Source organism: Kitasatospora sp. NPDC088351, from assembly GCF_040685575.1.
Taxonomy (GTDB): Bacteria; Actinomycetota; Actinomycetes; order Streptomycetales; family Streptomycetaceae; genus Kitasatospora.
Genome location: NZ_JBFBIL010000027.1, coordinates 9,640 through 23,204, shown reverse-complemented (window position 1 = coordinate 23,204; position 13,565 = coordinate 9,640). Strand labels below are relative to the sequence as shown.

Below are 13,565 nucleotides of genomic sequence, written 5' to 3'. Positions count from 1 at the left end.
TCCCGACCTCACGCCAGGAGTGCTGTCCCCCCATGTCCGCCGCACACCCCTCCCGCCGCCGGCTCCTGCTCGGCGCGGGCTCCGTCGCCGCCCTGAGCGCCCTTCCCGTCGCGCCCGCCCGGGCCGCCGCCTCGTCGTCCGGTGCCCAGCCGCCCGTTCCGCGGCCGTTCGGTGCCCAGCCGTCCGGCACCCCCCGGGTCACCGGACTCGGCCCCGGCAACGCGGACTTCCCGCTGATGAGCGCCACGCTGCTGGGCGAGACGCTCTGGATCGGCTCGCGCAACCTCGCGCCCGCCAAGGTGGTCGGCTACCACCTGCCGACCGGCCGGGTGACCGCGACCGCGGTGCTGCCGACCGGCAACTTCGTCCAGGGCTCGGCCGGTCACGGCGGCGCACTCTACCTCGGGGTGACCGACGCGCCCCAGGCCGTCAACCTCTACCGCTTCGACCCGGCCGACGGCGGTGTGCACGCTCTGGCGAACGTCCCCGGCGCGGACGTCCGGGACGTGGCCGTCGCCCCCGACGGCGTGGTGTACGCGACCGGCCGGCAGAAGGGCCGTGCGGCCGGGCCGGGTCTGTACGCCTACGATCCCGCCACCGGTGTGGTCACCGAGGTCGCCTCGCCCGCGCCCGGTGCCACCCAGGGCCGGGCGGTCGAGGCCACCGCCACCCACGCCTACCTCGGTGTCGGCAGCAACCTGGCGGGTGGCGGCGGGGCGACCCTGGCCACCCTGTACGCCGTCGACCGGGTGAGCGGCCGGGCCGTCGACATCACCCCGCCGGACCTGGTGAACGACACCATCGTCCGGCAGATCGCCGTCCTCGGCGACGACCTGCTCGCCGTCAGCACCGAGGGCAAGCCCGCGCACGTCGCCTTCCTCGACCCGGTGACCCACGCCGTGCTGCGGTCCTTCGCGGTGCCCGGCACCAAGAGCATCACCAACTTCCAACGCCTGGGCGACACCGTCTGGTTCACCTCCACCGAGCGCGGCATCGTCTGGCGCTACCGGCTCGGCGCGGGCACGCTGGAGCAGCTCGCCACCCCCGTGCCGGACGGCAACTCCTGGGGCCTGGGCCGGATCGGCGACACCCTGGTTGGCGTCACCGAGGGCGGTACCGCCTGGACGCTCACCACCGGCACGGGCGCGGTCACCACCCGGGACCTGGTCGAGGCCGGCGCCCCTGCCGAGGCGCAGCTAGGGATGTCGGTGGCGGCCCACAACGGCCGGGTGTACGTGGGCGGCAACGGCTCGGTCGCGCTGCACGACCTCGACGCCGGCACCGTGCACAAGCTCCCGGTGCCCGGGGAGGCGAAGGACACCGTCATTCTCGACGACGAGACCCTCTACCTGGGCGTCTACTCCTCCCAGGGCATCTGGCGCTACCGCCCTGGGCCGGACGAAGTCCCCGTCCAGGAGGCGGCGTTGCCGCAGGAGCAGAACCGTCCGCAGGTGATCCGCTGGGACGAGGAGAACCGTCTGCTGCTGCTCGGTGTCCAGGCCGACACCACGGGTGGCGGGTCCTTCGTCACCTACCGGCCCGGCAGCGGGCGGCCGACGGTGCACGTCGATCCGCTGGGCGCCGAGCAGTTGGTGCGCGCGGTGGCGGCCGGGCGCGGCCAGGCCTTCCTCGGCGGCGACAATGCCAGGACCACCGGCCCGCGCGGCGACCTGGCCGCCTGGGACCCGGTGGCCGGGCGTGAACTCTGGCGGACCGGAACGGACTTCGGCTCGGGTATCAGCAGCCTGGTGGTGCACGGGCCCACCCTGTACGGCATCACCGTCAACGGGCAGGCCTTCGCGGCCGATCTGCGGACCGCCCGGCGGGGCCGGGACGGGTGGACGGCCCCGGTGATCGGTGCCCGTGCCGACCTGCGGGCGATCACCTCGGCCAACCCGCGGCTGCTGGTGGCCGCCGGCCGGCTGTACGGGATCAGCGAGCGGACGCTGTTCCGGCTGGACCCGGCCACGCTGGCCGCCACCGTCCTGGTCCAGGTGGACGCCGAGTGGTACAGCGGTGCCAGGGTGGCCGTCGACGACCGCGGTCTCCTGTACACGCTGCGCGGCCGGGAGCTGATCGCCGTCCGGGACCGCTGACCCCGGCCGTCCGCCGGGCGGTTCAGAACCACGTCTCCCCGTAGTGGTCGCCGGGGTGGCCCTCGCGGAGCAGACAGATCTCATGCTCGGCGGGGGGCACCGGTTCCTCCTCCTCGTCGGCCACGGCGGGGCAGCGGGGGGCCAGTTCCACCACGTACTGCGGCCAGGAGGCCCAGTGGAGGTCGTACCCGACCCCCTGGACCAGCGCGGAGTGGGTGCCCTGGTGGCCGGCGACGAGCTCGCAGCGCAGCCGCGACTCCATCATGAAGGCGGCGTGCGGCACGTTGTTGAAGTGGTCGATGTCGGCCTGGGGGAGCGCCACGACGGCCGGGCAGTGGCGCTTTTCGACAGGTGCGTGGGACGCGTGAGTCATGCGCGTCAGCATCCCACCCGGGCTGCCGGAGGTGGGTGGTTTCCACCATCTTGTACGCGTCACGAGGGAATTTTGTCGGCCCGTGTACGGGTGGCGGGTACGCCTGCTTCTTCGGGGCCCGCATCCGGGTCGGCCGTCGGTATCCGGGGCAGAGGCCGGCATCCGGACCGTCACCCCGTCAGGACGGTCCGAGGGCCCAGCCGACCACCGAGAGGGTCGCCATCGAGACCAGGGTGGAGCTGAGCACCGCGTCCCGGGCGAGCGCCGTGCCCTGCCCGTACTCGCGGGCGTAGACGAACACGTTCTGCGCGGTGGGGAGGGCCGAGAACAGGACGACGGTGAGCAGCTGGTGCGCGGGCAGGTGGAGCAGGAAGGCCCCGACGGCGAACGCGGCCAGCGGCTGTATCAGCGTCTTGACCGCGACCGTCACCCCGACCTCCGCGTACCGGGCGGTGCCGGTGACCGGCGGGCGGCCGTGCAGGGACATGCCGAGCGCGACCAGAGCGGTGGGTACGGCCGCGCCGCCGAGCAGTTCGCAGGAACGGTTCAGCTCGGTGGGCGGCTGCCACCCGAGGGCGGAGACCAGCGCGCCGAGGGCGGCGGCCAGCAGGATGGGGTTGCGCAGCGGCAGGGTGAGCGCCGCCCGGCGACCGGCCGTCCCGGTGTCGAGGACGGTCAGCACGGCCGGGGTGACGAGCAGAATCTGGAACAGCACCACGGGCGCCACGAAGGAGGCGTCGCCGAGCACCTGTACGGCCACCGGGATCCCGAGATTGGCCGAGTTGACGTACCCGGCCGCCATCCCGCTGATCACCCGCTCGCCGAGCCCCCGGTGGAACAGCAGGGACGAGGCGAGCAGCCCGAGACCGGTCGCGACCGCCGTCCCGGCCGCGAAGGCCAGCATCGAGGGATTGGCGAACCGGTCCAACGGTGCCCGGGCGATCATCAGGAACAGCGCGGCCGGCATGGCCACATGGAAGACGAAGCGGCTGAGCACCGACTCCGCCTGCGGCCCGAGCAGCCCGGTGCGGCCGACCAGGTAGCCGACCCCGGTGAGGGCCCAGATCGGCGCGAATCCGGACAGCAGCGGGTGCAGGCTGGGCATGGTTCCTCGGGTGGTGAGAACGGCGTGCCGGGCGGTCGCGGGGGTCGCCCGCCACCTGCCGCAGTCAATCAGACCCCGCTCCGCCTACCATGACCCGGTGGAGCATCTGAGCCTGGCCGAGGTGGAGACGATCGCGCGGCGCGCCCATGCCGGACAGGTCGACAAGGGCGGCCGCCCGTACGCACTGCTCGGCCTGGACTCCGGCTGACGCTCCGTCAATCATGCTCTTTGGTGGGCGCCGCGGGGACGAACCGGGCGAACGGGTCGGCGGTGCGGGCGCAGTGCTCGTCGAGCAGGCCGCGGAAGCGGTCGAGCAGGGCCGAATGGCGGGTGTCCACGGCCAGGTTGACCATCTCGCCGGGGTCGGCGGTGAGGTCGAAGAGCTGCTCACGGTGGTCGCCCCAGGCGTAGCAGACGTACTTGTGCCGCTCGTCGCGGATCATCCGGCCGAGGGCGTTGTTGAAGCCGGGCAGCTCCCAGCGGGTCTCCACGACGACGGTCTCGCGCGGCTCCCGGGAGCGGACGCTGCGGCCCGGCAGCCCGGGTGGCGGGGTGACGCCGGCCAGGTCGCAGAGGGTCGGGACGAGGTCCAGCCCGGTGGAGACCAGACGGTCGCTGACCGCCCCGGCGGCGGCGTCGCCGCTCTGGCCGCCGGGGCCCGGTGCACCCGGCCCGGCGACGAGGAACGGCACCCGCACCGACTCCTCGTACAGTGCCCACTTCTGGTTCCAGCGGTGGGCGCCGGCGCCGTCGCCGTGGTCGGAGCTGAAGACCACCACGGTCTCCCGCCCGCCGGGCCGCTCGCGCAACGCGTCCAGCAGCAGCCCGAGGTGCCGGTCGACCCGTTCCACCAGCGCGTAGTACGCGTAGCGGTAGCGCCGCCAGTCGTCCTCGCGCCACTGCGCCGTCGGGTGGGTGTGCGGCCAGGCCTGCTGGGCGAGACGGGGGAGGCGGGCCTCGTACGGCGCGGGCGGGAAGTTGGCGGGCAGCGGCGGGCACTGCTCGACGGGCGGCGGCGCGGGGAGCGGGCCGGTGCGCGGGTCCTGGCCGCGGGCCCACTCGCAGATGCCGTGCGGTTCCAGGAACGAGGCGACCAGCAGGAACGGGCGCTCGCGCGGCTCGCGGATGAACCCGGCGGCGGCGTGGGCGAGTCCGGCGTCGTCCCCGGCGGGGTGGATCCGCCGGAAGCCCCGGCCGTCCGGCAGGTCCAGCTCGGGCAGATGCCACTTGCCGCCGTAGCCGCAGTCGTAGCCGGCCTCGGCGAAGAGCCGGCCGAGCAGTGGCTCCGGGCCGCCGCTGTTGCCGGTGACGCCCAGGGTGCTGGGCAGTCGGCCGGTCAGCAGACTGGCCCGGGACGGTGTGCAGAGCGGCTGGGCGCAGTACGCCTGGCGGTAGCGGGTGCCGACGGCGGCCAGCGCGTCCATGTGGGGCGTGGCGAGGTGCGGGTTGCCCGCCGCGCTCATCGCGTCGGCGGTCTGCTGGTCGGTCAGGACGACCAGGATGTCCGGCTGCCGGGTGTCCGTCACGGGTCAGGCCATCCGCTCGTAGGTGTGCCGGTCGAGCGCCCAGCGCAGCGGCTCGCCGGCCGCCCAGCGCTCGAACTCCCCGACCACCAGGTCCCCGAGGCGTCGGCGCTCCAGCGCCTGGCTGCCGGCGAGGTGCGGGGTGACGACCACGTTGGGCAGTGTGAACAGCGGCGAGCCGGGCAGCGGCGGTTCCGGATCGGTGACGTCCAGCACCGCGAACAGGTCGGGCCGTCGGGTCAGGACGTCGAGCAGGGCGGGTTCGTCGAGGACGGCGCCGCGCGCGGTGTTGACCAGGGTGGCGCCCGGCTTCATCGAGGCCAGCAGCCGCCGTCCGACCAGCCCTCTGGTCTCGGGGACCAGCGGGGTGTGGACGGTCACCACGTCGGCGGTGGCGAACAGTTCCTCGATCCCGACGCTCCGGACGCCCGGCGGTGCCTCGGTGTACGGGTCGTGGGCGATCACCCGCACGTCGTACGCGCGCAGCCGTTCGCAGACCAGCCGGCCGGTGGCGCCGAGCGAGAGCACGCCGACCGTGGAGCCGTACGCGCCCGGCGCCCGGCCGACCCGGACGGCCGTGCGCGCGGCGCGGGCGGCCAGGACGTGCCGCCAGCCGTCCTTGAGGGCGTAGACGATCTGGGCGACGGTGAACTCGGCGACGGGCAGGGCGTTGGCGTGGGCGGCCGTGACGAGCGGGATGCCGGCCGCCCAGAAGGCCTCGCCGGCGATCCGGCGCACCGAGCCGGCGGCGTACAGCACCAGACGCAGCCGGGGCAGGCGGGCGAGTGCCGGGGCGTCCAGGACGGGGCCGCCCCAGCCGGTGAGCAGGACCTCGGTCCCGCGCAGCGCGGCCGGTTCGGCGGCCAGCCGGTCGGCGCTCCAGACCCCGCCGGGGGCGGCCGGGTCCGCGATCAGTTCGGCCTGTGCGGCGACCCGGGCGCGGGCCTCGGGCCCGTAGACGTCGGAGAAGCGCTCAGGGTCCATCGCGAAGGCGGCCGCGAACATCCGGGTCTCCTTTGGTCGAGTGCCCACGGATGAGTTTCTATCACATTGAGAAATAGTGGAGCCGGGAGAGGCGTGGCAAGGGGAGGGGGTGGAGGAGCGAGCGCTACCGGGTGATGAAGGTGGCCCCGTCGGCGAGCCGGACGGCGGCCGCGGCCGCGCCGACCAGCTCGGTGGTGGTCGAGTGCACCACCATCAGCCGGGGCAGCACCGGCACCCGGCCCTGCAGCCGGGACTCGATGGCGGGCAGCATCTCGCCCCCGCTCTCCCAGAACAGCCGCCCGCCGAGCGCGATCAGCTCGGGCCCGAGCACGGTGCTGAGGTTGGCCACCAGCAGGGCCAGGTCGTCGGTGAACTCGTCGACCAGCCGGACCGCGGCCGGCTCCCCGGCCCGGCCGAGCCGGAACAGCTCGGCGACCCGCTCGGCCGAGGTGCCGGAGACGGTGAGCCCGGCCTCGGTGATCCGCCGGTCCACGGCGTGGTCGCCGACCCGGGACTGGGTGTCGCCGGTGCGCCCGAGCGGCCGGTCCAGCGCCCGGCGGTCGGTCATCAGATGGCCGAGCGCCCCGGCCGAGCCCAGCCGCCCCCGGTGCAGCCGGCCGCCGAGGACGATCCCGGCGCCGACCTCGATGCCCACCACCACGGCCGCCAGGTCGCTCACCCCGGTGCCCGCCTCGCCGTGCTGGACTGCGAGTGCGACCAGGTTCACATTGCTCTCCACCGCCACCGGGATGCCCAGTCGCTGCTGGAGCAGCGCGCGAAGCCGCATGCCCGGCCAGTCCAGCGCGGGCGCGAACTCCACCAGCCCGGTCCGGTCCCGCACCACCCCGGGCACCCCGACCACCAGCGCGCGCGGCGCGCCGGCGTGCCGCCCGGCCCACTCCCGCAGGCCGTCCACCAGCGCCAGCAGCGGGCCGGTGAGGTCCTCGGCGGCGGGTTCGCGGCCCCGCTCCGGTCCGAGGTCCGCCCAGTGGTGCTCGGCCTCGTGCAGCACCGTGCCGTGCAGGTCGGTGACCACGCCGATGATCCGGCGCGGGCGCATCGCGACCGCGAGGACGGTCTGCGCGCCCGCGTTGTAGCGGATCAGCTGGGGCGGGCGCCCGCCGCTGGACGGCGCCCGCTCGGCCTCCACGAGCACGGCGCCCTCGGCCCGCAGCACCTCCACCAGGCGGTGCACGGTGGCGGTGCTCAGCCCGCTCTCGGCCGCCAGCTGCTGCCGCGAGAGCGACCCGTGCCGCCGCAGCACCTCCAGCAGCACGGTCTGGTTGACCTGGGCCACGGTCTGGGTGGTGGCGGTCGCCGGAGTGCGCGGGGACTGGGGCACCGGGTGCTCCTCGGGCCTGGTCGGGTGGGGCCCGAGCGGTCGGGACTTTGTCTCGGCCCGAATATATCCGACCCGCTACCGGCCGGACCGCCGTCGGACTGCCGCGGGGCTGCCGCCGGAACCGGACCGGGCGGGAGCATCCGCACACGGCGAGAGGGCCTGTGCACGCGGATCGCGCGTGCACAGGCCCTCTCGGTCACCCCGGTGATCCCTGTCCGACCCCGGGGTGAGGGGGGACAGTGGTCTGAAGTCGGGTGTAAGTCGCCAGGCGGCTTAGTACCAGTGGTTGTTCTGCCAGAAGGACCAGGCGGCGTTCGGGCTGCCGTAGCGGGAGTTCATGTAGTCCAGGGCCCACTTGATCTGGGTGGTGGCGTTGGTCTTCCAGTCCGCGCCGTGCGAGGCCATCTTGGAGCCCGGCAGCGCCTGGGCCAGGCCGTACGCACCCGAGCTCGCGTTGGTCGCGGTCACGTTCCAGCTGGACTCGTGGGCGATGATCTGGCTGAACGAGGCGAGCTGGTTGGCCGGCACGATCTGGGCGGCGATGGACTGCGGGGTGGCGGCCGAGGCGGTGGCGGGCATCAGGCCGGCGCCCAGGGCGGTCAGACCGGCGGTGCCGGCGAGAACAGCGGCGGAGGTACGCATACGGAGCTTGAAAGCGGGCATAAGGAACAAGACCTCAATCGGGTTGGGCCGTGTCATACCCCGTCTCGACCATGGCCGGACAGGGGCCGTAAGGTCGCGGGGCGTGACTTGGCGGGAAGCCGGATCCGGCGGGACAGGGGCCGGAGCGGCTGACTGAGCCATTGTTGGCATGCCGGATCGGCAGTCGCCAAGACCCCCTGGTTACGATCCACCGTCGTATCAGGGGCTGGTGCCGTGGATTCGAAGGAGCGGCTAGGTGCTGTCGCTTGTGGCCGCTGACCTGGGCAGACGGTTTAGTCCGTACACGTGCTAGTGGCTGCGCCCGGGCACCACTACCGGTCGTCGTGGACGTCAATTCCGTGTGAGCGCACTCACCGGGCACCCCACCGCGGCCGTCACCGGCCGGCCCGTCATCGTCACGGTGTGTGCCGGTGATCTACGGCCGGTTGAGACCGGCGCCACACCCGCCTCAGCGCGCGAGCACGTCCCCCAGCCGACGATGGCGCCGGGCCCGTGCGGCGAGTCGCTCGGACTCCGGGGCTCCGGCCAGCTCGCCGAGCGCCGATCCGACCGCGCGCCCCAGCCGTGCGCAGAACGCGGCCGGTTCCTCGGCGGCGTCCGGCAGCTCCGGGACGACCAGATCGACCAGACCGGCACCGGCCAGGTCGTACGCGCCGATGCCCTGCGCCCGGGCCAGCTCGGCGGCATGCCCGCCGTCCCGGTGGACGATCGCGGAGGCGCCCTCCGGCGGCAGCGGCGCGAGCCAGGCGTGCTCGGCGGCGAGCACACGGTCGGCGGGCAGCAGAGCGAGCGCGCCCCCGCCCGACCCCTGGCCGAGCAGCACCGCAAGCACCGGCGTCCGCAGGGCGAGCAGGGTGGTCAGGGAGTGCGCGATCTCGATCGCGACGCCGTCCAGCTCGGCCTGCGCGGACAGTTCGGCGCCGGCCGTGTCCACCACCGTGACCAGCGGCAGCCCCAGCTCCTCGGCCAGCCGGGCGGTCCGCCGTACGGCGCGCAGGTCGGCGGCGGTGAAGGGGCGTTCCCCGGTCGGGCCCGGCCGCTGCTGTCCGACCACCAGGGCCGGCCGCCCGTGCAGCACGGCGAGCGCCCGTACCAGTGCCCCGTCCCGGCCGCCGGGCGCGTCCAGCAGGACCAGCTCGCCGGCGGTGCGGCGCAGCAGCTCGCGGGTGCCCGGCCGGTCGGCCCGCCGGGTGCGCCGGACGGACTCCCAGGCGTCCGGGCGCGTGGCGGGCTCCGGCCCGGGCCGGCCGAGTGCGTGGGCGGTCCCGGAACCGCGGGCCTCGTCGGCCTGCCGGGCTTCACCGCTCGCTTCACCGGGCGCCGCCGGGTGTGCCGTCAGGACGGACAGCGACCGCCGCAGCACCTCCCGCAGCTCCTCCGGCGCCACCACGGCGTCCACCAGGCCACGCCCGGCCAGCGTCTCGGCCCGCTGCACGTCCGGGGGCAGCTCCATCCCGCGCAGTTCCTCGTACACCCGAGGCCCGAGGAAGCCGAGCCGGGCCCCCGGCTCGGCGAACACCAGCTGCCCCAGCGTGCCCCAGGAGGCGAAGACCCCGCCCATGGTCGGGTTGCGCAGATAGGTGAGGTACGGCAGCCCGGCGGCCCGGTGCGCCTGCACGGCGGCGGTGATCCGCACCATACAGAGGAAGGCCGCCGTCCCCTCCTGCATCCGCGTTCCGCCCGACACCGGCAGCGCGACCAGCGGAAGCCGCTCGGCCGTCGCCCGCTCCACGGCCCTGGTGATCCGCTCGGCCGTGGCCACCCCGATCGACCCGCCGAGGAAGCCGAACTCGGACACCACGAGTGCCACCGCCCGCCCGGCGATCAGCCCGGCTCCGGTGAGCACCGCCTCGTCCACCCCGGTCCGCTCCCGCGCCCTCGCCAGCGCGGCCCGGTAGCCCGGGTCCGCCGGCTCCCCGTCCAGCGGCTCGTCCCAGCTCCGGAAGCCGCCCGGGTCGACCAGCGCCCCGATGAGCTGATGCGCCGTCAGTGACGTTCCCGTACCCATCGCCCTGCCCCCGCCCTCACGAGTCGTCGGCCTCCGCGCACCGACAAGATCCACCCTACGCAGCACCGCCCCCGCCCGTCCCGGAGCGACGTGCGCGTGTGAGCGGCCCGACAGGTTCGGCGGCCCGTCCTCAGGGAAAGTGCGCGTCCAGTACGCCAGGACCTCCCAGGGCCCGATCGCATCCAACTCCTCGCCCCCGGGAAAGAGCAGGACCGCGATCCGGCGGAAGCGTTCGTCGCCCGTCGGCGCGATCGGAGCAGAAGCGGTGAGGGGGTTCCACCGCCCACGATGACGCTGGACCAGGCCCCGCCCGGGCCGTCGGGCAGGCCGCGGCCGTACCGCCGGTTGCTAGGGTCGGACCCATGGCAGCCAGCAGCGCGAACCCCCCCGGACGGCTGCGCCGCGACGCGCAGCGCAACCGCGACCTGCTGCTCGCCACCGCCCGCGACCTGTTCTCCCGGCGCGGACTGGACGTGCCGCTGGACCAGATCGCCAAGGAGGCCGGGGTCGGCAACGCCACGCTGTACCGGCACTTCCCGACCCGGGAGGCGCTGATCGGAGAGGTGTTCGCGGACGCCGCCGCGGTGCTGGCCGGCGCGGGGGAGGAGGCCCTGGCGGCGGCGGACGCCTGGGGCGCCATCGAGCGGTACTTCGGCCGGATCTTCGAACTGGTCGCCGCCGACCGGGGGATCAACGACCTGGTCACCCAGGCCATCCCCACCATCCCAGGGATGATCGAGATCAGCCGGCAGAACGCCGCCACGGTGGGCGCGCTCGTCGCCCGCGCGCAGCAGCAGGGCAGCATGCGCGCCGACGTCGTCACCATGGACCTGCTCTTCATGCTCGGCCCGCTCTGCCGCGCGCTGCCCGCCACCGCCGAACTGCGCCCGGACCTCTGGCGCCGCTACCTCGCCCTGCTGCTGGACGGCTTCCGTGCGCAGGCCACCCACCCGCTGCCGGTACCGCCGATCGGCGAGGAGCACCTGGACAAGATGTTCGCCGACCTCTGGGAGGCCGAGAGCCCTGATGCGTGACGCCTGACGCCTGATGCCCGACGGCGAACGCCCGGCGCGTGCTGCCGGGCACGCCCTCGGCCGGACGCGCCGCCCCCGGTGTCAGGACCGCGTACGGATCGGTGCCGTCCACGTCAGGGCTCCGTCAACGAACGGCCCCCGCCCCGGCCACCCGGCTTTGCTGGAACCCGCACACATCAGCGCAAGCCAGAGGGGCAGGCAGGGCATGGCGGACAACGGCGCCGGCAGCAACGCGGACGAACCGGCCGACGAACGGCCGGTGGACGACTGGACGGCGGGTGGCTGGACGCCGGCCGACCGGTCGGCCGACGAGGACGGTGAGGACGGCGGCGGGCCGGACGGGCGCCGCCGGATCGTGGTCGGGGTCAGCGGCTCGCTCGGCAGCATCGCCGCTCTGCACCACGCCGTCGCCGAGGCCCGCCGCATCGACGCCGACGTGCTCGCCGTGCACTGCTGGACCCCGGCCGGCGGCGAGTTCGGATACCGCCGCTCACCGTGCCCGCCCCTGCTCACCGCCTGCCGCGACGCGGCCTCGGCCCGGCTGCGCCAGGCCCTGGACGACGCCTTCGGTGGTGCCTTCACCGGGGTGCGCCTGTCCAGCCAGGCCGTACGCGGCGAGACCGGCCAGGCACTGGTCCGCTCCGCCGACCGGCCCGGCGACCTCCTCGTCCTCGGCGCGGGCAGCCGTGGCGCGATCGCCCGCGCCCTGCGCCCGTCCGTCACCGCCTACTGCGTCCGGCACGCGGTCTGCCCGGTCCTGGCCGTCCCGAAGCCGCCCCTGCAACGCGAACTCGAAGCCCTCGAACGCCGCCACCACACCCGCCTGCGCCCGCTTCTCGGCACCGGCGGCGAGACCGGCCTGCTCTCCGCCGGGCGCTGAGGAGGCGACGCCGCGATGCAGTCCCGCCCCTACCGCCTGCCGGTTGCCGTGTCCGGGGCGGTGGCCCTGGTCGCCGCCGCCGCGCTGCTGCCCGTCCTCGCCGTCCTCGGCGAACTGCGCCCCACCTGGGTCGCCCTGGCCGCGTACGCCGCCCTCTGCGCCGCACTCGGCCGGCACTCCCGTCCGGCCGCCGCCCCGCTGATCGGCCTGGCCACCTGGCTCTTCCACAACGGCTTCGTCGAGCACCGCCACGGCGCCCTCGGCTGGTCCGGCCCGGCCGCCGAGACCGGGCACCTGCTCCTCTTCACGGCCGCCGCCCTGCTCGCCGCACTTCTTACCCGGCTCCTCGCCGCCCTTCCACGCCGTCGGGCGCACCCCGTCCGCCTGCCCGCCCCGTGCTGCGCCACCACGACGGCGACTGGCACCCGGCGGCCTGACCGCCGTCAGCCCGCGATCCGCGCGGCCGCGTCCGGCCACGGCTCCATCACCCGGGACTCGTCCGCCATCGCCTCCTCCTCCCACCAGCCGGCCCCGTCGAGCCAGCCGTCCAGCCACTGCGCCAGCGACGGCGCGTCCTCGAACCACGCGTCGGCCCAGTCGTCCCCGACGGCGTTGGGCTCGAACAGCAGCACCGGCGCGCCCGGCCGCAGACAGTCCACGGCCGCGTACATCCCGCAGCCCCAGTCCAGTACCGGGAGCACCCCGGCCGGCCAGTGCGGCCCGTCCTCCTCCACCCCGGCCGCCTCGTCCGACCGGGCCCGCTCGCCCCGGTAGACGGAGACCACCGACGGCTCCTCCCCGCTCAGCGGCAGCATCGCGCCGTCCGGCCCGAACCCGCCGTTCCCCACCTCCCGGTACAACCGCAGCAGCAACGGCGGCAGCGTGAACCCGACCACCGCCTCCACCCCGGCCACCTCCGCCGACCTGACCCCCGCGCCCAACTCCTCCCCGTCCTCCGCCGCCCGCACCCGCACCCGCTCCACCAGCGCATCCTCACTCATACGCCGATCCTGCCACCTCCGTACGGCAGTTGACCGACCACTGTCCCGGCACCCGTCGCTGCGAGGGTGTGCGCGGCCATCAGATGCGGGCGCGGCTTCGAACCGCCGACAGCTGCTTTGCAAGAGCAGCGCTCGACCGCCGGCTGTTGTGTACGTGCCGCTCGCCGCGGCCGGGCGGCTTCGGCGGGGTGGAGTGAGTGGCCGTCATGGGGGTTTCTCCCCCGGTTCGGGTGGGTGTTCCGAGCTGGTAGTGTTCTTCTTGTCGCGAGGGAGATGATTCCTCGTCAGGCGTCAGTGGTGCTACAGGAGCACGTCCTACTTTCAGTAGGGAGAGTCCGTTCGACCCGGGCCTGGCGCTCCACTTTCGGATGGGGTCCGGTGCCGTTTCTGGTGCCGGGCCTTGTTCGTTTCCGCGGGGGTTTCCGTGCGGGTCGCGGGCGGGTTCGGGTGGGTGTTCTGGGCTGGTAGTGTTCTTCTTGTCGCGAGGGAGATGATTCCTCGTCAGGCGTCAGTGGTGCTACAGGAGCACGTCCTACTTTCAGTAGGGAGAGTCCGT

General features: G+C 74.5%; 11 protein-coding genes and 1 pseudogene. 4 read left to right on the top strand and 8 right to left on the bottom strand.

Features of this window, described 5'->3' with window-relative positions; translation table 11 throughout:
* Window positions 1-32: 32 nt before the first annotated feature.
* Entirely contained in the window at window positions 33-2,096 is a 2,064-nt protein-coding gene (locus AB0P06_RS20015) for a hypothetical protein (RefSeq protein WP_363609047.1), read from the top strand.
* Window positions 2,097-2,118: 22 nt separating this feature from the next.
* Here the strand turns inward: AB0P06_RS20015 and AB0P06_RS20010 are convergent, their stop codons facing one another.
* Window positions 2,119-2,469 carry a hypothetical protein gene (locus AB0P06_RS20010; RefSeq protein ID WP_363609045.1) on the bottom strand — a complete coding sequence of 117 codons (351 nt, stop codon included), beginning with the start codon at window positions 2,467-2,469 and terminating at the stop codon, window positions 2,119-2,121.
* Between the two features lie 178 nt (window positions 2,470-2,647).
* On the bottom strand, window positions 2,648-3,574 hold the full coding sequence (locus AB0P06_RS20005; RefSeq protein ID WP_363609043.1) for an AEC family transporter: 927 nt from the start codon (window positions 3,572-3,574) through the stop codon (window positions 2,648-2,650).
* A 97-nt stretch (window positions 3,575-3,671) separates the two neighbouring features.
* Between AB0P06_RS20005 and AB0P06_RS20000 the strand changes: the two are divergent.
* Window positions 3,672-3,758, top strand: a pseudogene (locus AB0P06_RS20000) (phosphohydrolase); the annotation flags it as partial.
* Window positions 3,759-3,789: 31 nt separating this feature from the next.
* Here AB0P06_RS20000 and AB0P06_RS19995 read toward each other — a convergent pair.
* The 5 genes from AB0P06_RS19995 to AB0P06_RS19975 all read right to left on the bottom strand — a co-directional run bounded on the left by AB0P06_RS19995 (window position 3,790) and on the right by AB0P06_RS19975 (window position 10,094).
* A complete protein-coding gene (locus AB0P06_RS19995; RefSeq protein WP_363609042.1) occupies window positions 3,790-5,100 on the bottom strand; it encodes a sulfatase-like hydrolase/transferase in 1,311 nt (436 codons plus the stop codon).
* A 3-nt stretch (window positions 5,101-5,103) separates the two neighbouring features.
* Window positions 5,104-6,129 carry a hydroxyacid dehydrogenase gene (locus AB0P06_RS19990; RefSeq protein ID WP_363609040.1) on the bottom strand — a complete coding sequence of 342 codons (1,026 nt, stop codon included), beginning with the start codon at window positions 6,127-6,129 and terminating at the stop codon, window positions 5,104-5,106.
* Window positions 6,130-6,205: 76 nt separating this feature from the next.
* Window positions 6,206-7,423: an ROK family protein gene (locus AB0P06_RS19985; protein WP_363609038.1), complete on the bottom strand. Its 1,218-nt coding sequence runs from the start codon at window positions 7,421-7,423 to the stop codon at window positions 6,206-6,208.
* A gap of 273 nt (window positions 7,424-7,696) precedes the next feature.
* Complete coding sequence (locus AB0P06_RS19980; RefSeq protein WP_363609036.1) at window positions 7,697-8,065, bottom strand: transglycosylase SLT domain-containing protein; 369 nt, start codon at window positions 8,063-8,065, stop codon at window positions 7,697-7,699.
* 469 nt (window positions 8,066-8,534) lie between these two features.
* Window positions 8,535-10,094 carry a carboxyl transferase domain-containing protein gene (locus AB0P06_RS19975; protein ID WP_363609034.1) on the bottom strand — a complete coding sequence of 520 codons (1,560 nt, stop codon included), beginning with the start codon at window positions 10,092-10,094 and terminating at the stop codon, window positions 8,535-8,537.
* Window positions 10,095-10,456: 362 nt separating this feature from the next.
* Here AB0P06_RS19975 and AB0P06_RS19970 point away from each other — a divergent pair, with 362 nt between their 5' ends.
* Complete coding sequence (locus AB0P06_RS19970; RefSeq protein ID WP_363609032.1) at window positions 10,457-11,128, top strand: helix-turn-helix domain-containing protein; 672 nt, start codon at window positions 10,457-10,459, stop codon at window positions 11,126-11,128.
* Between the two features lie 205 nt (window positions 11,129-11,333).
* Complete coding sequence (locus AB0P06_RS19965) at window positions 11,334-12,008, top strand: universal stress protein (RefSeq protein ID WP_363609030.1); 675 nt, start codon at window positions 11,334-11,336, stop codon at window positions 12,006-12,008.
* 443 nt (window positions 12,009-12,451) lie between these two features.
* Here the strand turns inward: AB0P06_RS19965 and AB0P06_RS19960 are convergent, their stop codons facing one another.
* Window positions 12,452-13,009 (bottom strand): SMI1/KNR4 family protein, encoded by a 558-nt coding sequence (locus AB0P06_RS19960; protein ID WP_363609028.1) that lies wholly within the window; start codon window positions 13,007-13,009, stop codon window positions 12,452-12,454.
* Window positions 13,010-13,565 lie beyond the last annotated feature (556 nt).

Excerpts from the sequence above, each read along its gene's own strand:
- AB0P06_RS20015 (WP_363609047.1), top strand. The coding sequence starts at position 33 with ATGTCCGCCGCACACCCCTCCCGCCGCCGGCTCCTGCTCGGCGCGGGC.
- AB0P06_RS20010 (WP_363609045.1), bottom strand. The coding sequence starts at position 2,469 with ATGACTCACGCGTCCCACGCACCTGTCGAAAAGCGCCACTGCCCGGCC.
- AB0P06_RS20005 (WP_363609043.1), bottom strand. The coding sequence starts at position 3,574 with ATGCCCAGCCTGCACCCGCTGCTGTCCGGATTCGCGCCGATCTGGGCC.
- AB0P06_RS19980 (WP_363609036.1), bottom strand. The coding sequence starts at position 8,065 with ATGCGTACCTCCGCCGCTGTTCTCGCCGGCACCGCCGGTCTGACCGCC.
- AB0P06_RS19975 (WP_363609034.1), bottom strand. The coding sequence starts at position 10,094 with ATGGGTACGGGAACGTCACTGACGGCGCATCAGCTCATCGGGGCGCTG.
- AB0P06_RS19970 (WP_363609032.1), top strand. The coding sequence starts at position 10,457 with ATGGCAGCCAGCAGCGCGAACCCCCCCGGACGGCTGCGCCGCGACGCG.
- AB0P06_RS19965 (WP_363609030.1), top strand. The coding sequence starts at position 11,334 with ATGGCGGACAACGGCGCCGGCAGCAACGCGGACGAACCGGCCGACGAA.
- AB0P06_RS19960 (WP_363609028.1), bottom strand. The coding sequence starts at position 13,009 with ATGAGTGAGGATGCGCTGGTGGAGCGGGTGCGGGTGCGGGCGGCGGAG.